Annotated in this window: 17 protein-coding genes; 11 read left to right on the top strand and 6 right to left on the bottom strand. The window is 42.9% G+C overall.

Features of this window, described 5'->3' with window-relative positions; translation table 11 throughout:
- Positions 1-9: 9 nt before the first annotated feature.
- Complete coding sequence (locus VK179_16195; GenBank protein HLO60293.1) at positions 10-780, top strand: SDR family NAD(P)-dependent oxidoreductase; 771 nt, start codon at positions 10-12, stop codon at positions 778-780.
- A 117-nt stretch (positions 781-897) separates the two neighbouring features.
- On the opposite strand, the gene VK179_16190 is transcribed toward VK179_16195, so the two are convergent.
- From VK179_16190 to VK179_16175, 4 genes are all read right to left on the bottom strand, one after another.
- Positions 898-1,263 carry a hypothetical protein gene (locus tag VK179_16190; GenBank protein HLO60292.1) on the bottom strand — a complete coding sequence of 122 codons (366 nt, stop codon included), beginning with the start codon at positions 1,261-1,263 and terminating at the stop codon, positions 898-900.
- Between the two features lie 278 nt (positions 1,264-1,541).
- Entirely contained in the window at positions 1,542-3,884 is a 2,343-nt protein-coding gene (locus tag VK179_16185) for an ABC transporter permease (GenBank protein HLO60291.1), read from the bottom strand.
- A gap of 21 nt (positions 3,885-3,905) precedes the next feature.
- Positions 3,906-6,260, bottom strand: coding sequence for an ABC transporter permease (locus VK179_16180; protein ID HLO60290.1), 2,355 nt, complete (start codon positions 6,258-6,260; stop codon positions 3,906-3,908).
- 10 nt (positions 6,261-6,270) lie between these two features.
- Positions 6,271-6,963 (bottom strand): ABC transporter ATP-binding protein, encoded by a 693-nt coding sequence (locus VK179_16175; protein ID HLO60289.1) that lies wholly within the window; start codon positions 6,961-6,963, stop codon positions 6,271-6,273.
- 156 nt (positions 6,964-7,119) lie between these two features.
- Between VK179_16175 and VK179_16170 the strand changes: the two genes are divergently transcribed.
- From VK179_16170 to VK179_16155, 4 genes are all read left to right on the top strand, one after another.
- Positions 7,120-8,487 (top strand): sigma-54 dependent transcriptional regulator, encoded by a 1,368-nt coding sequence (locus tag VK179_16170; protein ID HLO60288.1) that lies wholly within the window; start codon positions 7,120-7,122, stop codon positions 8,485-8,487.
- A 2-nt stretch (positions 8,488-8,489) separates the two neighbouring features.
- The gene (locus VK179_16165; GenBank protein HLO60287.1) at positions 8,490-9,827 is read left to right on the top strand and encodes an ATP-binding protein; all 1,338 of its coding nucleotides are present in this window, start codon (positions 8,490-8,492) and stop codon (positions 9,825-9,827) included.
- A 20-nt stretch (positions 9,828-9,847) separates the two neighbouring features.
- Positions 9,848-10,300, top strand: coding sequence for a GNAT family N-acetyltransferase (locus VK179_16160; protein HLO60286.1), 453 nt, complete (start codon positions 9,848-9,850; stop codon positions 10,298-10,300).
- A 77-nt stretch (positions 10,301-10,377) separates the two neighbouring features.
- Positions 10,378-11,346, top strand: a complete 969-nt coding sequence (locus VK179_16155) for a DUF1080 domain-containing protein (protein HLO60285.1) — start codon at positions 10,378-10,380, stop codon at positions 11,344-11,346.
- Between the two features lie 239 nt (positions 11,347-11,585).
- On the opposite strand, the gene VK179_16150 is transcribed toward VK179_16155, so the two are convergent.
- Positions 11,586-12,407, bottom strand: coding sequence for a helix-turn-helix domain-containing protein (locus VK179_16150; GenBank protein ID HLO60284.1), 822 nt, complete (start codon positions 12,405-12,407; stop codon positions 11,586-11,588).
- A gap of 415 nt (positions 12,408-12,822) precedes the next feature.
- On the opposite strand from VK179_16150, the gene VK179_16145 reads away from it, so the two are divergent.
- From VK179_16145 to VK179_16120, 6 genes are all read left to right on the top strand, one after another.
- Entirely contained in the window at positions 12,823-13,707 is an 885-nt protein-coding gene (locus VK179_16145) for a glycyl-radical enzyme activating protein (protein ID HLO60283.1), read from the top strand.
- Positions 13,667-16,114 (top strand): glycyl radical protein, encoded by a 2,448-nt coding sequence (locus VK179_16140; GenBank protein HLO60282.1) that lies wholly within the window; start codon positions 13,667-13,669, stop codon positions 16,112-16,114. Before VK179_16145 ends, VK179_16140 begins: the two co-directional genes overlap by 41 nt.
- Before the next feature lie 4 nt (positions 16,115-16,118).
- Positions 16,119-17,084 carry an ROK family protein gene (locus VK179_16135; protein ID HLO60281.1) on the top strand — a complete coding sequence of 322 codons (966 nt, stop codon included), beginning with the start codon at positions 16,119-16,121 and terminating at the stop codon, positions 17,082-17,084.
- Complete coding sequence (locus VK179_16130; GenBank protein HLO60280.1) at positions 17,078-17,821, top strand: DeoR/GlpR family DNA-binding transcription regulator; 744 nt, start codon at positions 17,078-17,080, stop codon at positions 17,819-17,821. Before VK179_16135 ends, VK179_16130 begins: the two co-directional genes overlap by 7 nt.
- Before the next feature lie 228 nt (positions 17,822-18,049).
- The gene (locus tag VK179_16125) at positions 18,050-19,537 is read left to right on the top strand and encodes a glycoside hydrolase family 32 protein (protein ID HLO60279.1); all 1,488 of its coding nucleotides are present in this window, start codon (positions 18,050-18,052) and stop codon (positions 19,535-19,537) included.
- Positions 19,538-19,875: 338 nt separating this feature from the next.
- Entirely contained in the window at positions 19,876-20,178 is a 303-nt protein-coding gene (locus VK179_16120) for a hypothetical protein (protein ID HLO60278.1), read from the top strand.
- Here VK179_16120 and VK179_16115 read toward each other — a convergent pair whose 3' ends face one another.
- Positions 20,179-21,414 carry a hypothetical protein gene (locus VK179_16115; GenBank protein HLO60277.1) on the bottom strand — a complete coding sequence of 412 codons (1,236 nt, stop codon included), beginning with the start codon at positions 21,412-21,414 and terminating at the stop codon, positions 20,179-20,181.
- Between the last annotated feature and the right edge of the window lie 130 nt (positions 21,415-21,544).

The raw sequence follows: 21,544 nt of genomic DNA, 5'->3' as shown, positions 1-21,544 counted from the left end.
AAACAGGTTATGGCAAGAATATTGGTTACCGGTGCCGCGGACGGACTGGGAAAAATAGCCGCTCAAATGCTCATCACGCAGGGACATTCTGTTGTGCTGCATGCCCGGAACCCTATGAGGGGGGAACAGGCTTTGGAAGCGCTTCCCGGCGCTGAAGGGGTTGTAACGGGTGATTTATCAAGGATTGAAGAAATAAAGGATATAGCGCGACAGGCGAATGCTTCCGGGCATTTTAATGCGATTATTCATAATGCCGGAGTTTACAGGGTTTCTAGCGGAGTTTTTACAGTGAACAGCCTGGCGCCGTATATTCTGACATGCCTTATCAATCGGCCTGACAGGCTGATCTATCTGAGTTCCGGGCTTCATATGCAGGGTTCTGACAGGATGGACAGGCAATCGTACCAGAATGAGCGATTCACTTACAGTGACACAAAACTGCATGTTCTTCTCCTGGCTAAAGCTTTGACCCGCATGTGGCCGGGTGTTTATGCCAACGCGGTAAACCCTGGATGGGTACCTACAAAAATGGGTGGCAGCGGTGCCCCCGATGATCTCATGAAAGGAGCCGAAACCCAGGTGTGGCTTGCAACAAGCAATGAACCCGAAGCCCTTGTGAGCGGCCGGTATTTCTTTCATAAGAAAGAACGCAATTATAACCCGCTTGCGGATGATGAAGGGTTGCAGGATAGGTTTCTGGAGTTGTGCGGGGAAATAAGCGGCACGTCATTGCGAAAAGCAGACACAGAGAACCACAGAGCAGACACAGAGAACCACTGAGAAAACAGATTTTTTCTCTGTGAACCTCTGTGGTACCTCTGTGAATCTCTGTGTAAATATGTTTTCATTTCACCGGGTGAACTTAAAAAGGTGTTCTTACTCGCAATGACGAGCATTTTACAATGCAAAACTTCCGAAATGCCACAATATACCCGACGGATCATGTAGGTAACATTCGCTGCCCCAGTCAAATGATTTAACCGGAGTGAGCCTTACATCCTTGTAAGTGTTTTCTAATTCAAGAGATTTCAAATAAAACCAGAAGGCGTTTACATCTTCCACTTCCATAAAAATCATTGTATTGTCAATCCAGTCTTTTTCATAGGCATCCTGCAGGTAAAAGGCCAGTTGTGAGGCTTTATAAACCGACATTTTTTCGGAAAGCCTGGTTTCGTCAAACCCCAGGTCCCTGTAGAATGATCTTGAAGTGTTAAAGTCTTTTGCCCCGATGAACGGCCGGATTGAAATGGTTTTGGGAAGCATAAGTTATGGTTTGGAGATGTAACAATTCATAGGTGTTCAGGTTCACTGCCTACGTTGAAAGAGCGTGACAACAACCGTCATTGCGAGAAGCTTGACAGGACATTGATTATGGCAGAATGTATTGTCGACGAAGCAATCTGCCCGAACAGGAAGAACTTAGCCAAGTGAGCCATTATGGCATCTGTCTTGGTAACGCCTTTCCTGTGCCGGCAGATTGCTTCGTCGCATCAAATCTTGGCATAATCAAAGTAAATTCACGCTCCTCGCAATGACGGAGGTTACTCATACCTCAGCGCATCCACGGGGTTCTTTTCTGAAGTACGGTATGATTGCAGGCTAACTGTTGCCAGAGCAATGAACAGAGCAATGCAACCGCTAACAGCTAAAACCCACCACGGGATATGGGTGCGAAATGCAAAGTTTTGCAGCCATTTATGCATGACATAATAAGCAACCGGGCCGGCAATGAAAACAGAAATCATTACCCATATCAGGTATTCCCCGGATAATAATGTGAATATTTCAACCGTTTTAGCGCCATTGACTTTCCGGATACCGATCTCCTTAGTCCTCCGTTCATTCATAAAAGAAGATAACCCGATCAATCCCAGGCAGGAAATGAAAACAGCCATCATGGAAAAATACATGAAGATTTTGCCAATCCTTCGTTCTGTCATGTACATGTTTTCAAAATCATTGTCCATGAAATGAAAATCCATCGGCAGACCGGGGTTGAACGATTTGAATGTTTTATCAATGAATTCCAAGGTTGACTTCCGATTGCCGGGTTTCATCCTTACAAAAAAGCTATTAGAAGAGCCAACCTGGAGAATCAGGGGTTCAATCGCATACCGGAGCGATTTAAAATTGAAATTTTTCATAATCCCGATTATCGTGAGGCGGGCACCCCATGGCGTTGTAATAACCTCTCCCAGGGGATTGGCAAGACCCATCATTTCGGATGCTTTTTCATTAATGACTACCGCTGATGAATCTGTATTTATTTCAGGAGAAAAGAACCGTCCCTGTTTTATTTTAAAACCAAATGTTGATGCAAAATCCGCATCACCACCCACAAAACAAAAAGAGATATCATTCCCTTCTTTTTTGCCGTTCCAGTTGAACCCGTTTACATAACCTTCTATACTGGAAGGATTAAACCCCTTTGTAACCCCGAGTATTGACGGGTAACCGGCCAGTTCCTTTTTAAGTGACTCAAGTTTCGGATCACCGGGACGAATAGGGAACATAAAGTACCCGATATTTTCCCTGTTATAACCAATATCCTTTTTCTGCATAAATTTCAGTTGGAGGCCGATAACGAGCGTGCAAATAATCAGGCCAACCGACATCGTGAACTGGAAGATTACAAGCAGTTTCCGGAAACGTATATTGGTTGGTGATTTTTTAACTATTCCCCTGATTGCATCAAGCGGCCGGGCAGCTGACAGTACCAGGGCAGGGTAGCCACCGGCCAGCAAACCGCATAATACGATCAGTCCCATCAATTGCAAATACAACCCGGCACTGTGGTATGGAACAAACAATTGTTTGCCTGTCAGTGTATTAAAACCGGGAAGGAAAAGCTCTACAAGGATCATGGCAAAAATATGGGCTGTAAAAACCATAAGCATGGCTTCACCCAGAAATTGGAATATCAGTTTCCCGCGACCTGCACCGGTTACTTTTCGGATGCCTGTTTCTTTTGAACGTTGCACAGATTGGGCGGTTGAAAGGCTCATGAAATTGATGCATGCGATAACCAGGATAAAAGCAGCTATCAGGGCCAGTATCCTGACATAAATAATATCGCCCAGACCATTCACATCATAGTTGTATTTTCCGGCAGAATACAGATGAATTTTCTTAACATTTTGCATGAATATGATCGATTGAGACTCCGGAACATTTGTTTTGACTATTTGTGCAATCTTTCTTTCAACTGTTTTCGGATCGGTTCCTTTTTTAACTTGTACATAAGTGTAAAACCGCTCTTGCCAGGAGTTGCTGTGAGCTCCTAGTTCGCTGAGCCATTGCAGTGGAACCAGGTATTTGAACCGGAGGTTCCTGTTGGCCGGAATATCTTTGATAACCCCTGTAACCTTTACATCATAACCCCTCGATGGAATTGTTTTGCCCACTGCATGTAAATCTCCGAAGAATTTCATGGCCGTTTCCTCGGTAAGGATAATACTATGGGGATCATCAAGAGCCGTGTTTATGTCCCCATCGATAAATTGCAGGTTGAACATTTTCAGAAAATCCTTATCCACTGTAGCTACCAATTCCTCAATATATTCATCGCCCTTTTTTAGGGAGAGCGGTGACGGCGTATATCGAGTTGTGTATATAATCTCAGGAATTTCCTGTTTCATGGCGGCCGAAAGGGCAGCCGGAACAGGAATCATCATGGAACCCTGTGAAGATGTATCCTTTTCAACGAGCCGGTATATATTACCAGCCTCCGGTAAGTCACGGTCGTAACTCAATTCATCCCTGACCCATAGCAGGATCAGGATTGCAGCCGCCATGCCAATGGCCATTCCGGCGATGTTCAGGACAGAGTGCAACATGTACCTTCGGATATTCCGGAATGCTATTTTGAGAGAATTCTTAATCATAGGAATTTCTATCAGATGTTCTTATTCATATCGAAGTGTATCGACCGGATTTTTACAGGCAGATCTGTACGATTGAATACTCACTGTTAGAAACGACAGAATAATCACAAAAATGCCGGTTAAAACAAAGATCCACAATTGAATTTGAATCCGGTAAGCGAAATTTTGCAGCCATTTATTCATGAAATACCACGCCACCGGACTTGCTATGGCAATGGAACTACTCACCCAGAGAAGGTATTGTTTTGAGAGTAATATGAATATTTCCTGTGTTTTTCCACCATTCGTTTTCCTGATTCCAATCTCTTTTGTCCTGCTTTCGGCTATAAAGGCTGACAATCCGACAAGTCCCAGGCATGAAACTATTATTGCAAGTAATGAGAAATAACCCAGTATTTTACCAATTCGCTTCTCATTCCTGTACATATTGTTATACTCTTCAGAGACAAAGTGAAGATCTAAACGAAACGGGAAATTATATGTGTTGAAAATTTTTTTAATATAGGGAATGGTTGTTTCTGAAGTGCCCGGTCTTATTTTTATAAAGAAGTAAGCCCCCGCTCTGAGTGTAAAAAGAAGCGGTTCAATTTTATAATGCATTGATTTATAGTTAAAATCTTCAACAACGCCTATAATTGTTGATTTCGATCCATCGGACCATGTAACTGTTTTGCCTATCGGATCTATAAAACCGAATATTTTTGCTGCCTGCTCATTAATTACTAATGCAAAAGAATCCGTTGGAAATTCAGAAGAAAAAAAACGCCCTTCTTTTAAATTAAATTGGAATGTTGATGCATAATCTGCATCACCATTCAATAAATCAAACCGTATATCGCTGGTTTTCTCAGGCCCGGTCCAGTTCAGGCCGTCAGTATTTCTTATAAACTTTTCGTTGATTGGAATATCGCCCAAACTTATGTTAAGAATATCCGGAAAATTGCCGAGTTCTCTCTTGAGACTTGCCATTTTAGGATCATCAGGGTTAAGATGGGTTGTGAAATAAACGATGTCATCCTTGTTAAAACCGGGTTTCCTGTTTTGAATGAAGTCGAACTGATTGTAAATGATTAAAGTGCAAATAATAAGAAGAATTGAAATAGAAAACTGGAGAATTACCAGTGTACGTCTGAATGGTGCATGACCTGGTTTCCTGGCATTTGTACCTTTCATTAAAACCAACGGGTTTAATGATGAGAGGTATAAAGCGGGGTAACTTCCTGCCAATAGTCCACTAAATAATACAACTGTAATTAATATAGAGTATGATCCAGCGCTTTTATAGTTTATAATCAAGTGTTTATCGGTCAGGTTATTAAATTGTGGCAAGAATAACTCAACCAAGATCATGGCAATTATATGAGCTATAAAAACAATTAAAAAGGATTCCCCCAGGAATTGGAAAATAATTTTTTGCCTTCCGGCCCCTGATATTTTACGCAGGCCAATTTCCTTTGCCCTTCTTTTGGATTGAGCTGAAAACAGATTCATGAAGTTAATGCAGGCGATAATGAGAATGAAGATCGATATGAGACTTAAAACTCTGACATAAAAGATACTGCCATGGCCTTCGATATCTTCACTATATTTTCCGGTAGAGAATAGATGTATCTTTTTGATGTTTTGAAGAGAAATTCTAAATGTTACTCTACTGGAGTGGGTTATTAAAAAATCACGGATTTTTTCCTCAACAAATTTACTGTCTATGCCTGCTTTTAGCTCAATATAGTTATAGCACATTATCTGCATATCACCGCTGAGGTCTTCAAATTGTTTATTAAGCTTTACAGGGATCAACAAGTCATACTTAAGGTGACTGTTATGCGGATTCTTTATAATTCCTGTAATTGTATAAATCTCATCGGATTCAGTCAATTTTACCGTTTTACCCACAGGATCCACGTTCCCAAAATACTTTTTGGCTATTCTTTCGGTAAGTACAACAGAATTAGGTTCGATTAAAGCCTTATTGATATCTCCTTCTTCAAATTCAACATTGAACATTTTTAAAAATTCATTATCAACGGGCATAGCAGTTTCTTCTATAAATTCATTACCGGTTTTAAAGGAAATCCGGGAGCCCATGCCACATCTGGAGGCCCTTATAATCTCCGGAAATTCTTCTTTCAAAGCTTTTGCTAATGGTGCAGGCGTAATTGCGGTTAATCCTCCATTGGTAATGCCCCTGTCACCTACTACCCTGAATACATTACCGGCATTGCCAGATTGTCTGTCGTAACTCCATTCATCCTGTACCCATAAAAGAATTAAAATAGAAGAGGCCATTCCGATAGACAAACCTATTGTATTTAATATTGAATACTTCGGACTCAGGGTAAGATTACGAAACGCGATTTTAAGAAGGTTTTTAAACATTCCGGCTGAGTTACTGGATTATTATTTGACTCTTAATGTTTTCTGAAACAACATGCCCGTCAAAAAGCTGAATAATGCGATGTGCTCTTTCTGCATGGGCTGCAGAGTGCGTTACCATAATTACTGTGGTGCCGTCATGATTCAATTCTTCCAGCAGTTTTAACACCTCTTCTCCATTTGAAGAATCAAGATTTCCGGTTGGCTCATCGGCAAGGATAAGTTTGGGATTGGTAACCACCGCTCTGGCTATTGCAACCCGCTGTTGCTGTCCGCCCGATAACTGCTGGGGAAAATGGTTTTTGCGAGGCGTCAATTGCATTCTTTCAAGAACTGCTTCAATTTTTTTCTTGCGGTCTTTTGCAGAAATTCTGAGATAAAGCAACGGCAATTCAATGTTTTCAAAGACAGTCAATTCATCAATCAGGTTAAAACTTTGAAAAATGAATCCTATGTTACCTTTTCGCAGATCTGTACGCTGGTTCTCCCTGTATGAAGAGACATCTCTATCCATGAAATAATATTCGCCACCTGAAGGAGCATCAAGTAAGCCGATTATATTAAGAAGGGTTGATTTTCCGCAACCTGAAGGCCCCATAACAGCTACAAATTCTCCCTGCTGAGCCTGGAAGTTTACACGGTTGAGTGCAGTAGTTTCCACTTCATCCGTTCGAAAGATTTTTGTTAAACCGGTTGTCTTAAGCATATTGTTGAAATTAATGATTTCAATTGTGACTTCAATTCTTATTCCGATAATATATTTTAGTTGAAAACTAGGAGATTAAATGAAACATAAATAAATTTATTCATAAATTTGTCTAAAATAAGGACAAATTAATGTCCATAAAATAGACAATCTATTATGAAAGGTGGCCTGTTGATCGCCGATGATCATAAACAAGTTCTTAAAGCCCTGATTCAACTGCTGGAACCTGAATTTGATAAGGTTGTCGGGGTTTCAAATCCGAATCTTATCCTTCAGCATCTGAGAATGGATGTAATCGATGTAATCCTGCTGGATATGAACTTTTCAGCCGGTGTGAACACCGGCAATGAGGGGATTTTCTGGCTTAATGCCATTCTGAAATATGATCCGTCCGCCGTGGTGGTTATGATTACGGCTTATGCCGATGTGGACCTTGCAGTCAGGGCTATTAAAGAAGGTGCGGTGGATTTTGTGGTGAAGCCCTGGGACAACCATAAACTGATCACTACACTTCAGGCTGCCTATAAGCTGAGGCAATCGCGATTTGAAAATAAAAAGCTTCGCGATAAGCAGAAACAATTGAATAAGGGAATTATAAATCAGTACGGAACGCTTGTATGGAAATCAAGGGCCATGGAAGAAGTACTACGGATCGTAAAAAAAGTCGCCCGCACAGAAGCAAATGTGCTGGTGACAGGCGAAAACGGAACCGGAAAGGAACTTGTGGTTAAAGAAATCCATCATCTTTCACGGCGTTCGGACGAATCGTTTGTAAGCATCGACGCCGGTACGATAACGGAGACTCTCTTTGAAAGTGAAATGTTCGGCCATGTAAAAGGCGCTTTTACAGATGCACGTGAAGACAAAACCGGATGGATTGAAACGGCTTCAGGCGGCACTCTCTTCATTGATGAAATCGGGAACCTGTCGCTTTCCATGCAGGCAAAACTCTTGACTGCTTTGCAAAACAGGATCATTTGCAAAGTCGGTTCAACCGTTCCCATACCTTTTGATATAAGGCTTATTTGTGCAACCAATAAAAATCCTGATGATATGGTGACGAAAGGGCTCTTCAGGGAGGATCTTTTATACCGGATCAATACAATTGTGATTGACCTGCCCCCTTTAAGGGAGCGGGGTGAGGATATCATCCTTCTTGCTGAACACTTCCTGAGGGAATATTCCCAGAAATATGAGAAATTCAATTTAAAATATACAAAGAGAACGCTGGATAAGCTGATGCGTTATCAATGGCCCGGCAATGTGAGGGAATTAAGACATTCAGTTGAAAAGGCCGTGATCCTGTGCGATTCGGATGTCATCACACCTGAAGATTTTTTATTATCACACTCTGTATTTCCGATCAATCAGCAAAGTAAGCCCCTGACCTTTGCCGATATCGAAAAACAGGCCATACAAAAAGCACTCGAGAATAATCATGGCAATATTCTGAAAACCTCACAGGAATTAGGATTGGCAAGGCAGACGCTGTATAACAAAATGCAAAAATATAACTTACAATAGCTATGGTTTTAAAAAGCTTCTATATTAATATACTGGTCAGAGTGGCTTTCATAGTGCTATCAAGCATGATCCTGGCCGTTATTGTGCATAATATTGAACACGGTTACTATTACACGCTGGCTGGCATGCTGATCTTAATCGGCATTCAGGCACTGCTTCTGATTAATGTGGTTAACCGGACTAATGCCGACCTTATAAAATTCTTTTCGTCAGTACATGATCATGATTCCTCGATCAGGTTTCCGGCAGATAACAATTCTTTTGAAAAACTCAGGCAAAAACTGAATGAATTGAATTCTACCATTCAACAAATCCGGATGGAAAATGAAAAAAGCGCACAGTTTCTGCAGACCGTTGTGAACCATGTAAGCATAGGGCTTATGTCTTTCGACCATGACGGGAATCCGGGCATCTTTAACAGGGCCGTAAAAGAGTTTATAAACGTCAATCATCCCGGAACTCTGAAAATTAAAGATCCTGACTTGTACCAAATCCTTCAGAATATACAACCCGGCCATGAAATTCTGCATAAAATAAAAATAAAAGACCAGCTTCAAAGTATTCTCATCAGGGCAACAGAACTGAAATTTGAAAACCGGGTGATCAGACTGATTTCCTTTGAAAATATTACCCGTGAGCTCGACAGGAAAGAACTCGACTCCTGGCAACGGCTTATCCGTGTGCTGACTCATGAAATCATGAATTCGGTAAGCCCCGTTACTTCACTTACCTCTGTCATATCGGGATATTTTAAAGAAAACGGCCAAATAAGAAAACCCGGGGATATCAGTGAGAGGATCATAAATAAAACTCTTGAAGGTCTCAATACTATTGAAGAAACAGGAAAGGGCCTGCTTGATTTTGTGGATACCTACAGGACCCTTACCGCATTGCCAAAATCCCGATTCAGCCCTTTTAAGATAGCCAATCTTTTCAGTAGTTGTAAACTTCTTATGGATTCAGGAATTAGTGATAAGTTTATACAAGTGGAAGTGAATCCTCCTGATCTCATGTTGACTGCCGACTTTTCACAGGTTGAACAGGTATTGATCAACCTGGTCAAAAACGCAACCGAAGCTTTAGAGAACTCCAGGGATGGAGCTATTCGCCTGTCGGCTTTTTATCAGGAAACTGATGTGATTATCCGGGTGGAAGATAACGGCCCCGGGATACCGGATGAAATCATTACTGATATTTTCATGCCCTTTTTCACTACAAAAGCTAACGGTTCAGGAATTGGTCTCAGTTTATCCAAACAGATCATGCAAAATCACAATGGAACCCTGTCTGTGGTTTCAGATACGAATGGTACAATATTCACACTGGCATTTCCTTTATAAACCATACCAACAATCACATTATGATTACAATCAACCGATGCGATTCAGGGCATACCGACTTCATAACCATGGTATCCTTTCTCGATAAGGAATTAGCCGTTATCGACGGCAGGGATCATGATTTTTATAATGCGTTTAATAGGATAAATCTTATCAGGCACGCAGTGGTGGCTTATCATAAGGGTCAGCCAGTGGGATGCGGAGCAATCAAGGTGTTCTCGGATGAGGCTATGGAAATCAAAAGAATGTATGTTAGTCCCGACATCCGCAATCACGGTATCGGCAAATTAATTGTAACTGAACTTGAGAACTGGGCAAGGGAACTTTCTTATGTGAAATGTGTGCTTGAAACCGGCAGGAGGCAGCCGGATGCTATTGCCCTTTATAAAAAGTGCGGTTATCAGCAAATCCCTAATTATGGGCAGTATATTGGCATGGAAAACAGCGTATGTTTTGAGAAACGGCTTAAATAGATCGGACAATCAGACCAAAATCATTCTAATTGTAAGCCGGAATGCTTATTTTTGATAATATAAAAAATTGCTTTAGCATGAAAAACATAAAATCAATTGCACACTGTATCCGCTACAGTCTGAAACTTTCGTTGATAACCGCGTCCCTTTTGACTTTAAGTTTGGGAGTGAAGGCCCAGGCCGACAAACAGCCGATCATCGGTCACTGGGATCTTACGGTTACCCGTGGGAATGAAGTAGTGCCTTCATGGCTCGAGGTAAAGCTATCGGGTTTTAAAACCCTTGTTGGTCATTTTGTATCCAGTGAAGGAAGCGCACGTCCGATTGCTGTTGTAAATGTTGACGGTAACAAAGCAAATTTCAGTATTCCCCCGCAGTGGGAAATGGGAATGAAAGACCTTGTATTTGAAGGAACTGTTGAAAACGACAAGCTGACCGGTACAATCACTTACCCCGACGGCAGACAGGGTACATTCACCGGTGTCAGGGCTCCTTTCATGGCATGGGAAAAGGAACCTGCATGGGGTGAACCCATTAAAATCTTCAACGGTAAGAATCTCGACGGATGGAAAACACAGAAACCCGAGAACCAGTGGGTTATTGAAAACGGTGTTCTGAAAAGCCCGAAATCAGGATCGAATATTCTCACTACACAAAACTTCAAGGACTTCAAGCTTCATATTGAATTCCGGATTCCCCAGGGAAGCAACAGCGGAATTTATCTTCGCGGAAGGTATGAATTGCAGATTATTGACAGCAAAGGACAGGAACCGTCATCTATTCTTTTTGCAGGAATTTACGGTTTTGTAAGTCCTAACCAGGATGCAGCTTTACCAGCTGGTGAGTGGCAGACATACGATATTACGCTTATCGGTCGTCGCGTAACCATTGTTGCCAATGGCAAAAAGACGATTACTGATGCTATTATCCCGGGTATTACAGGTGGAGCCATCGACAGTAACGAAGGTGAACCCGGTCCGATTCTTTTACAGGGTGACCATGGTCCCGTTGAATTCAGGAATATTGTGATTACTCCGGCGAAGTAATTAGTGAGTAGGTACGAAGCTCGTCATTGCGAGGAGCTTGACAAATATTTGATTATAACAGAATTTTAAGCGACGAAGCAATCTGTTAGCACAGGCAGGACATAGCCAAGACAATTCAGAAATCGTTTTGTCTTGGTAAAGCCCTTCCTGTCCGGGCAGTTTGCTTCGTCGCTTTACAATATGCTATAATCAGAAATTAGCACGCTCCTCGCAATGACGAGACTTTTCCAATGGCTCGGTTATCCTGTCTCCGGAAAAGCCTCCCTTACAGCCCTCAGCGAATAAAAGCTCAGGTTACCGCGCCTGGCAACTACAGGAACATTCATTTTTCTTAACTGGTAATATACCGTTGACGGATGTTTACCTATCATTTTTACAACCTGCCTCAACGTAACGTAATCCGGGTCAGGGTTTCCGGCAGGTGGTTCTTTTGGCTCGGTAGCCGTAGTCTTCTTTTTTCTTCCCCTTGGACGGGTAGGCTTTTCAGTGCTCATGATCATGAGCTGGTTCAGTGCAACAACCGGAAAATACAGTCTTCTGCCTTTCTTGATGAAAGGCACTTTCTTCATCTTTACATAAGAGTAAAGGTTTGTCTTCGAAATGCCCGTATACTCAGTAGCCTCTTCCATTGACATCAGCTTTTCATCATTATCACCCAGTAACATGGTAGGCTCATCAAGCATGGGTTTGGCCGATTTCTTCTTCCCGGATTTTTGGCTTTGCTTGTAAGCGTCGAGATCAGCTACTTTAAAATACAGCCTGTTCTGTTTTCTGAAATGTGCAATCGCCCTTCTTTCTACGGCCATATATAGCGTCGAATTTGAGATTCCCAGATAGCGGGCCGCTTTGCCGATATCAAGCAATCCCTCACGTTCAGGTAATTTCTCGTCCGGAACATTTTGTACAGGTTTTTGATCGGCAGTTTCAGGCAATTCCCCTGCTTCCCGGATCAGACTGTCGAGTGTATCGCGTGTTGATTTGACCAGGTCATGAAGGATGTCCATTCTCAGGAGTAACGCTTCCACAGCAGCCGGTAGATCATTAAATGTCAGTTTTGGCATGACAATTCTAATTTAAATTGTATTAGAAACAAATCAATTTCAGTTATGGCCATAAATATTATTATTAGATACTGGATGCTGGATACTGGATTTGAAATCGTTTGAAAGTTTGAAAGGAGTTTGAAATCGTTTGAAATCGTTTGAAATCTTCAAACAGCGAGGCTTCAAACACCGAAGCTTCAAACAGCAAAGCTTCAAACGGCGAAGCCTTCAAACGGCGAAGCCAATCAAACACCGATCAAGGAACACTGATTTAATATTTAAGAAGTTACGCTTGCCAAAACTCCAAACGAAAACATGATATCTTTCATATGAAAATATTAGGTGCTTTAAACGAAACTATATATTTTTGCATCGTATAAATAAATCGGACTCCCTTCGACTTAACTCAGGGTCGGCATGACAATTTAACAAAATGATCTTCAACATTCAGCGGTTTTCAACACACGACGGCGGCGGCATAAGGACAATCATCTTTTATAAAGGATGTACACTGCAATGCCAGTGGTGCAGTAATCCCGAAAGTCAATCGTTTGAACCTGAAATCATGTTTGATTCTCAGCTTTGCCAAAGATTTGGAGATTGTCTCCGGTTTAGCCCGGCCATTACAGTTATTAATGATGCGCTGAAAATCGAAAGGTCAGAACTTGACGCATCCGCTTTAACCGATGTTTGCCTGTCAAGAGCGATTTCCGTTGCCGGTCAAAGTAAAACAACAGAAGAACTTATCCTTGAAATAGAAAAAGACAGCAGGTTCTATAGTCAAAGCGGAGGCGGTGTGACTCTTTCAGGTGGCGAACCTTTCGCCCAGGGAATTGCATTGAAAGAGTTACTTCAGGAGCTCAGGAGAAGAGAAATTGACGTTGCAGTCGAGACTACATTGCATGTTCAATGGTCTGCAATACAACCAAACATTGGCATTATCCATACCTGGCTTGTAGATATTAAACATACCGATGCAACCAAATTCATGAAATTTACAGGGGGCAACCTTGCACTTATCACCGGAAATCTTTGTAAACTCAGCGAAGCCGGTGTTCCGTTTATTGCCAGGATACCTGTTATACCCCTGTTTAATCATACTTTTGATGAAATCAGTTCAATCATTGATTTTACCTCTTCATTTCCAACTCTTCAGGAAATTCACCTGATCCCCTTTCATAACCTGGGGATTAAAAAATATACAATGCTGGACATGCCTTATGCGTATTCGAATGTAAAAGCAGTTCAGCAAAACGAATTAATCGATTATTTGAAATATGCAGAATCAAAAGGAATCAGGACAAGGATCGGTGGCTGAAATGCCTGTTGAAGGACAATTATCGGCAAGGATTTCAGCGCTCAGGGAAAAGGTTTTGAGTTCAAAACCTTCCATTTGCACTGAAAGAGCGAGGTTTTATACTGAAGCTTACCGTGAGCATGAGGACCAACCCGTTATCATTAAAAGAGCGTATGCCCTTGAAAAGACGCTGAAGCACATGACAATCTTCATTGACAAGGGTGAGCTTATTGTGGGAAACCAGTCTTCGCAACACAGGGCGGCCCCTGTGTTCCCTGAATATGCCGTAGATTGGCTTCCAAAGGAAAAGGACGCGCTTCATACGAGGCCCGGTGACGCATTTTTTATAACCGAAGAGCACAAAAAAGAACTCGTTGAAATAGCAGCATGGTGGAAAGGCAAAGTCCTGTATGATAAAGGCAGGGCAATGATGTCGCAGGAATTGCGGGATCTCCAGGATGCCGCCATCATTAAGGCAACCGGAAACCTTACATCGGGAGATGCTCACATTGCAGTGGATTTCTATAAAATCCTGGAAACCGGCATCAGGGGATATCTTGATGAAATCAGGCACCATCATTCAAAAATAAACAGGACTACCCCGGAGGGGATAAGAAAAGATCTTTTCTATACCGCAGTCACCATCAGCTTAAAGGCCTTCAGTGCATTCATTATGCGATATTCAGGGCTGGCTGAATTATTAAGCAGGACTGAAACGAATTATGAAAGAAAAAAGGAGCTTCTCCTGATCAGCCGGAATTGTGAGGTTATTTCAAAAGAAAAGCCATCTGATTTTTACCAGGCCCTTCAGCTTGTTTATTTTGTTCAGCTTGTTTTACAGATTGAAAGCAACGGACATTCGGTTTCCCTGGGGCGACTGGACCAGTACCTTTATCCGTTCTACAAAAAGGACAGGCAATTGCAGTTGGTTTCCGATGAATTTGTTCTTGAATTGCTTGAAAATACATGGATTAAACTTTTGTCCATCAATAAAATCAGACCCTGGTCACATACCCAATTTTCGGCAGGCGGTCCGCTTTATCAGAATGTTACAATCGGAGGTCAGAAACCCGATGGTACCGATGCAGTGAACGAACTTAGTTACCTGGTACTGGAGTCGGTGGGACATATGAGGTTAACCCAACCTAATCTTTCTGTACGGTTCCATAAGAATATAAGTCAGGATTTTATGATGGCCTGCATAAAGGTCATTCAAAAGGGTTTTGGGATGCCGGCTTTCAATAATGATGAAATTGTGATTCCTGAACTGATTAAGCTGGGAGTGCAGCATAACGATGCCTATAATTATTCGGCCATAGGATGCATTGAAATCGCAGTGCCCGGTAAGTGGGGATACCGGTGCACCGGCATGAGTTTCCTGAATTTGATGAGGGTTTTTCTTGCATGCCTGTATAACGGACATGACCGGTATTCTGGCAAAACGTTTCACCGGGCGACCGGTAATTTCTCGGACTTTAAAACCTTTGATGAACTTTATAAATGCTGGCAACAGCAAATCCGTTATTACGCGCGGAAAACAATCGAAATCGATGCTGCTGTAGATACGGCCATCGAAGAAAATGTGCCTGATATTCTTTGCTCGGCCTTTGTTGACGATTGTATCGGCAGGGGAAAAACAATCAAGGAAGGCGGATCGAAGTATGATTTTGTCTCGGGTCTGCAGGTTGGTATCGCCAATCTTGGTAATTCAATGGCTGCCATCAAAAAACTGGTTTTCGAAGAGAAAAGGTTAACCCATGAGCAGCTTTTGTGGGCCATTGAAAGCAATTTTGATGGAAAAGAGGGTGAGAAGATTCGGCAGATGCTGATCAACTTTGCACCCAAATACGGCAATGACGATGATACCGTAGATCTGTTGCTGAGAGATGCCTATCTTGAATTTATCAACGAGCTTGAATCATACAGGACAACCCGGTTTAACCGCGGGCCTATTGGTTGTCGGTATTATGCCGGCACTTCAAGTATTTCAGCGAATGTTCCCAATGGGGCCGTTCTGTTTGCCACTCCCGATGGCCGTAAAGCTTTTACCCCGGTGGCAGAGGGGAGTTCTCCTTCATCGGGCACCGACTTGCTGGGACCCACAGCAGTATTCAAATCGGTTTCAAAGCTTCCCACGGAGAAAATAATGGGTGGCGTCCTGCTGAACCAGAAGCTGACGCCTTCGTCCCTGCAGCATGAATCAGACCGTGAGAAACTGGTTGCCATGCTGCGCACTTTCTTTGCTGATCTGAAGGGATGGCATGTTCAATATAATATTGTATCAAAAGAAACATTGCTTGCTGCAAAAAAAGATCCGGAAAAGTACAGGGACCTGATCGTGAGGGTAGCCGGATATTGTGCCTTTTTTACTACCTTGTCTCCTGAAACGCAGGATGATATCATCGCCCGGACTGAACAAACCTTATAATTCAATGCGAAAAATACTTTGCGGAGTCGACATCGGTGGCACCAAACTTTGCACTGCGCTGGTGAAACAGGATGGTACCCTGATTGACAAATGCATCGACTGTGATCATATTGCCAAACAGGAAGACCAGCTTGTGGAACAAATTGCAGGGAATGTGAAAAGACTCCTGGAACAAAATCACCTTACCGAAAGCGATCTTATCGGAATAGGAATCGGCTGCGCAGGCCATATCAGGTTCAGGGACGGGGTGATCATCACTACATCCAACCTGAAAGGATTTAAGGATTTTCCCTTGCGGGATTCGGTACAAAAGCATTTTCAGGTTCCTGTTATTCTGGATAATGATGCCAACGCACAGGCATTCGGTGAATACAAGTTTGGCGCCGGGAAAGGGTTTGATGACATGATCTTCCTGACAATCAGCTCTGGAATTGGCGCCGGAATCATTATAAACAGGAAGCTTTACAGGGGACTCACAGGCACAGCCGGCGAATTCGGTCATACAATCGTGGAACCTGACAGTGAACTGACCTGTACATGCGGTAACCGGGGGTGCCTTATGGCTGTTGCCTGCGGTATGGCGCTACCACATCTGTTCCGGAAGAAAACAGGCAGTGGCATGAATACCAAACTTAATTTGCCTGCAGGATTTGATTTGTCAAAGGTTGACGGGAAGCTTATCAAACAAGGCCTTGATTGCCATGATCCCGTATCGGAAGCCATTGTTCTCGACAGCGCCCGGTATGTCGGTATCGGCCTTTACAATATCTTCCAGGCATTGAATCCTCCCCTGATTGTTCTTGGAGGAGGACTGCTCAGCTGGGGCGATTTTTACCTGTCGCATATAAAGAAAACCTTCTATGACCTGGCAAGGGATATGATTTTTGACCCGTTTGAAATCGCTGTATCCCAAATAGGGCCTGACGTCGGTGTTATCGGTGCAGCCTCACTTGCTTTTGAATTATGCTGAGCGAACGACATAACAGGATACTCCGGATGATGGACGGCGATAACCAGATTTCAGTCAAGGATCTGGCTGCTTCGCTGAATGTTTCTTCTGTCACCATCAGGCAGGATCTGAACTTTCTTGAATCAGAAGGACTTCTGAAACGGGTTCACGGTGGTGCGATAATCGGTGAAGCCGACGATATCTCAACCCGGATGAGTATGAACTATGAAAACAAGCTTCGGATCGCCAGAAAAATTGCCGATATGATAAAAGACGGTGAAACCATACTGATCGAATCAGGATCGACAAATGCGTTGCTTGCCAGGGAGCTTGTAAGAAAGGATGTTACCATTATAACCACCAATGTTTTTATTGCAAGGCAGTTCAGAAAAAAAGGAAAGGCAAGGGTAGTGCTGATGGGCGGACTATACCAGCATGAAAGTGAAAGCCTTGTCGGCAAGATCACCAAACTGTGTATCGACAATGTTAACTTTGATAAGGCATTTATCGGGATCGACGGCTATACGAAGAAAACAGGATTTACCCTGCGCGATCTTCTGAGGGCTGAAATTTCAGCACATATTATTCACCGGTCTTCAGCGGTTTACATTGTTACGGATTCAAGCAAGTTCGGCCGCGCTGAACTAACGAATATATGCCTGGCCTGCGACATTCATCACATTGTAACCGATACCGGGCTGGATGAAAGCTATGTTCGGGAATTCAGGGATGCGGGGATTGATTTGGTGCTGGCATAAAAAGAACGTCATTGCGAGGAGCGTAACATAATATTGATTATAGCAGAATTATCTGTCGACGAAGCAATCTGCCGGCACAGGCAGAACATCACAAAAAGTACAACAGCGAACAGAATGTCTTTACTAAGCCATTCCAGTTCGGGCAGATTGCTTCGTCGCGATTATTAATTACCATAATCATTGTGATTCAAGCTCCTCGCAATGACGGACTTTAATAAACTACAAACTATGAAACTGTCTTCCATCCTCCTGTTTTCAATCCTGGTTCTGGCAGCCTGCAATCGTCAGCTTTCAGTTACATCATCCTCCGAGCCGTTCCGTCCTCTTTATCATTTCACCCCGGATTCAGGCTGGATGAACGACCCTAATGGCCTTGTATATTATGACGGCGAATACCATTTGTTCTACCAGTACTACCCCGATTCGACTGTTTGGGGACCGATGCACTGGGGACATGCCGTCAGTACCGACATGGTTCACTGGAATCATTTACCCATTGCACTGTATCCCGACAGTCTTGGTTATATATTCTCCGGTAGTGCGGTAATGGACCTGCAGAATACATCAGGGCTTGGCGACAGCCTTAACCCGGCTATGGTTGCCATTTATGCCTATCATAATCAGAAGCTGGCCGACGAAGGAAGGAACGATTTTCAGTACCAGGGACTGGCCTATAGTACCGATAAAGGAAGAACATGGACAAAGTACCCCGGCAATCCTGTGGTCCGCAATCCCGGGATCAGGGATTTCCGTGATCCGAAGGTTACCTGGTATGAACCCTCAAAGGTTTGGATTATGACCCTTGCTGCTGCAGACAGGGTACAATTTTATTCGTCACCTGATTTGCTTCACTGGAAATTTGAAAGTGAATTCGGCCAGGCAGTCGGCGCACACGGCGGTGTGTGGGAATGCCCCGATTTGTTTGAATTACCGGTTGCCGGTAAAGAAGCTGTAAAAAAATGGGTTCTGCTTGTAAGCATTAATCCCGGTGCTCCGAATGGCGGATCCGGAACTCAATACTTTATAGGTAATTTTGACGGTCACCGTTTTACATGGGAAGAATCCAATGTAAAATGGGTTGATTACGGGATGGACAATTATGCCGGTGTGACATGGTCGAATACAGGTGACCGCAGGATCTTTCTGGGATGGATGAGCAACTGGGCCTATGCACAGAAAGTTCCGACACACCCTTGGAGAAGTGCAATGACCATTCCAAGGGAGCTTTCGCTTGTACTGAATAAAGATGAATATTTGCTGAAAAGTGCACCTGTCAGGGAATTCGAAAAAGCTGACAGCCTTGTAATTGAGAACCGGCAATTGCAGGCATCACACATACGTGTGAAGGCCGGGGGCGATAAACCGGAACAAATCATACTCACCGTTTCCAACAAAAAAGGACAGAAATTGATTGCAGGCTTTGATTCAGGCACCGGTGAGTTGTGGCTTGACCGGAGAACAGCAGGAATCTCGGATTTCGATACACTTTTTGCATCAAATGTTCATAGTGTATTTACAGGCACCGGATCCGGGCTATTCACCCTGGATCTGTATATCGATCGGTGTTCTGCCGAACTGTTCTTTAATGGCGGCGTGTACGTGATTACGGATCTTATTTTTCCCCGTGAAAGTCTTGATTCAGTAAATGTAAGTTCTTCAACAGGTAATGCGGATGGGGTAGAGATGAGGATATGGTCAGTAAAAGGTAATCATTGATTTGTGATCAGTCCAGGGACCTTAGGGACGTTAGGGACACAGTCACCAGTCACCAGTCACCAGTCACCAGTCACCAATCTCCAGTCACCAATCACTCATTCTTATCGTAAATCGTAAATCGTAAATCGTAAATCGTAAATCGTAAATCGTAAATCGTAAATACTCTTGTAACCGCTATCGGTTTTATCCGTAAAACGGGTTATAAACCCCATTTTATTAAACCTCTATTCTTTATAGTTCTGCTTTTTGTTTTTGCATCCGAGATTCAAGCCCAGGTTGTTGAGCGGAACACTGATCCACAGGTACTTTACCAGCATAAAATCCTGTCTTATACAAAAATGAAGAAAACAGGCACGGTCCTGCAATTCGCCGGCACAGTTACAACCCTGGTAGGTATTGGCTCTATATATTCGATATTATCGGTAGAACATGGTTACGAATATGATTATACCGCTGATCCTCTGTATTATGTAGGTGTATATGGAACCGGTTTCGGCATTGACATGATAATCGGAGGCTCCATATTGAAATCAATAGGCAAACGAAAGGTAATCCAGTATAAAAAGAAACTGGACGGGCTTTCAGCTGGTCTCCGGTATAATGGCACTTCAGCCGGGTTTGGGCTGGTTTACAGGTTTTAACTATTTCGCGCAATCCCCTGATTGCAGCAGTATCTTTTCCTCCTGCCACAGTGTTTTCTTGGCGCTGTAGCCAAATCCAAGGAAGGATAAATCAACCCCGCACGCTCCTATGAACTGTGCCTTTGCCTGCTGGCAGGCCGGGGTGAAAGTATAGTCTCCTCCGATCAGAAAAGCAGTCTGGATATAAGGCACAATTACTTCCCCGAACAACTCCAGTTCAAGCCTCGGAAATGCAAGTCCGAAATTGGCTGCAATGGCTGAAGATGCACCGGTCTGGTTCAGCTTCTTACCAATTGTATAATCACCGATTGTGGCATCGGCACTTACATCACTGCCATTATATTTCACTCCTGTGGTTGAATTGTAACTGAATTTGGCTTCAACCTGCGATGAACCGTCTACAGGAACCACGCAATTCACCACAAACAGAACTTTTACGTTAATCACCACAGGTATAGGCCCAACCATCAAAGGATATTTCAAAAGGACGACCGGAAAGTCGAAAGTGAGCGCATCACTTCCCGATCCGGCCACTGTAAGATTCAATGTAAGGTCGCCGGAAATATTTGCATTCTTTTGATCAAAGGAAGTAAGCGTACTGTTTTCAAACTTCATATCTGTTTCAGAATTGAAGTTGTTAATTGTACCTTTGGCGGTAAACCTGGCTGTAATCGGATTCACAAGCTTTTTTGTAATGCCAAATTCAACATTCGCACTCGATTCAGCAAAGTCAAATTTTATACTGTAATCATACTGGCCGTATGTAAATTCAAATTCATAACCATCAGATGATGTCGACTTGAAGGGCACCGGTTTTCCGCCCATCATCACTGTGGGAACAACTCCGTCCTTAAAACTTATTTTTTTGTTCCACGAAATTTCTCCGTCTTTGATTGCTTCATTCAGTGAAGCATATTCGGTTTCAACACGGGTTTCATCTCCGATCATATCAATTGAAGTCACCCGTCTCAGGGCCACCCCGTAAAGGATAAGAATATCGCCTGTTTCCAGGTTATCAAGGTTGGGATCATTATTGTCAAAGTAATAGGTGTAAGCAGCAGTATCGATCCGGACATCATTAATCGCCAGGCTATCGATTACAACGGTATTATCCGTATAGGTGACATCAAAAACCTTTGATTCTTTTTGAGAAGGTTTTGTGTTGCTATCCTTTTCGCAGGTTGTAAAGAGGAAAATGAAGGAAATGCAAATGGTCAGCAGACTTAGTTTTTTCATAATGTGAAATTTTGGGTTGTAAAGTGCGATACAAAATACTAAAAAAACAGCCATAAAATTCATCATTATGACATAATGAGGTTTTCCGGTGGTACATATAATTAAATTTTATGTACACACATTTTAGGGT

It is taken from the genome of Bacteroidales bacterium, from assembly GCA_035299085.1.
GTDB lineage: Bacteria > Bacteroidota > Bacteroidia > Bacteroidales > UBA10428 > UBA5072.
The sequence above is the reverse complement of the archived record's forward strand: the minus strand, read 5'-3'. Positions and strand labels throughout refer to the sequence as shown.

Bases quoted from the DNA above. Each gene is read 5' to 3' on its own strand.
- VK179_16195 (HLO60293.1), top strand. From the start codon at position 10: ATGGCAAGAATATTGGTTACCGGTGCCGCGGACGGACTGGGAAAAATA.
- VK179_16190 (HLO60292.1), bottom strand. From the start codon at position 1,263: ATGCTTCCCAAAACCATTTCAATCCGGCCGTTCATCGGGGCAAAAGAC.
- VK179_16185 (HLO60291.1), bottom strand. From the start codon at position 3,884: ATGATTAAGAATTCTCTCAAAATAGCATTCCGGAATATCCGAAGGTAC.
- VK179_16180 (HLO60290.1), bottom strand. From the start codon at position 6,260: ATGTTTAAAAACCTTCTTAAAATCGCGTTTCGTAATCTTACCCTGAGT.
- VK179_16175 (HLO60289.1), bottom strand. From the start codon at position 6,963: ATGCTTAAGACAACCGGTTTAACAAAAATCTTTCGAACGGATGAAGTG.
- VK179_16170 (HLO60288.1), top strand. From the start codon at position 7,120: ATGAAAGGTGGCCTGTTGATCGCCGATGATCATAAACAAGTTCTTAAA.
- VK179_16165 (HLO60287.1), top strand. From the start codon at position 8,490: ATGGTTTTAAAAAGCTTCTATATTAATATACTGGTCAGAGTGGCTTTC.
- VK179_16160 (HLO60286.1), top strand. From the start codon at position 9,848: ATGATTACAATCAACCGATGCGATTCAGGGCATACCGACTTCATAACC.
- VK179_16155 (HLO60285.1), top strand. From the start codon at position 10,378: ATGAAAAACATAAAATCAATTGCACACTGTATCCGCTACAGTCTGAAA.
- VK179_16150 (HLO60284.1), bottom strand. From the start codon at position 12,407: ATGCCAAAACTGACATTTAATGATCTACCGGCTGCTGTGGAAGCGTTA.
- VK179_16145 (HLO60283.1), top strand. From the start codon at position 12,823: ATGATCTTCAACATTCAGCGGTTTTCAACACACGACGGCGGCGGCATA.
- VK179_16140 (HLO60282.1), top strand. From the start codon at position 13,667: ATGCAGAATCAAAAGGAATCAGGACAAGGATCGGTGGCTGAAATGCCT.
- VK179_16135 (HLO60281.1), top strand. From the start codon at position 16,119: ATGCGAAAAATACTTTGCGGAGTCGACATCGGTGGCACCAAACTTTGC.
- VK179_16130 (HLO60280.1), top strand. From the start codon at position 17,078: ATGCTGAGCGAACGACATAACAGGATACTCCGGATGATGGACGGCGAT.
- VK179_16125 (HLO60279.1), top strand. From the start codon at position 18,050: ATGAAACTGTCTTCCATCCTCCTGTTTTCAATCCTGGTTCTGGCAGCC.
- VK179_16120 (HLO60278.1), top strand. From the start codon at position 19,876: ATGAAGAAAACAGGCACGGTCCTGCAATTCGCCGGCACAGTTACAACC.
- VK179_16115 (HLO60277.1), bottom strand. From the start codon at position 21,414: ATGAAAAAACTAAGTCTGCTGACCATTTGCATTTCCTTCATTTTCCTC.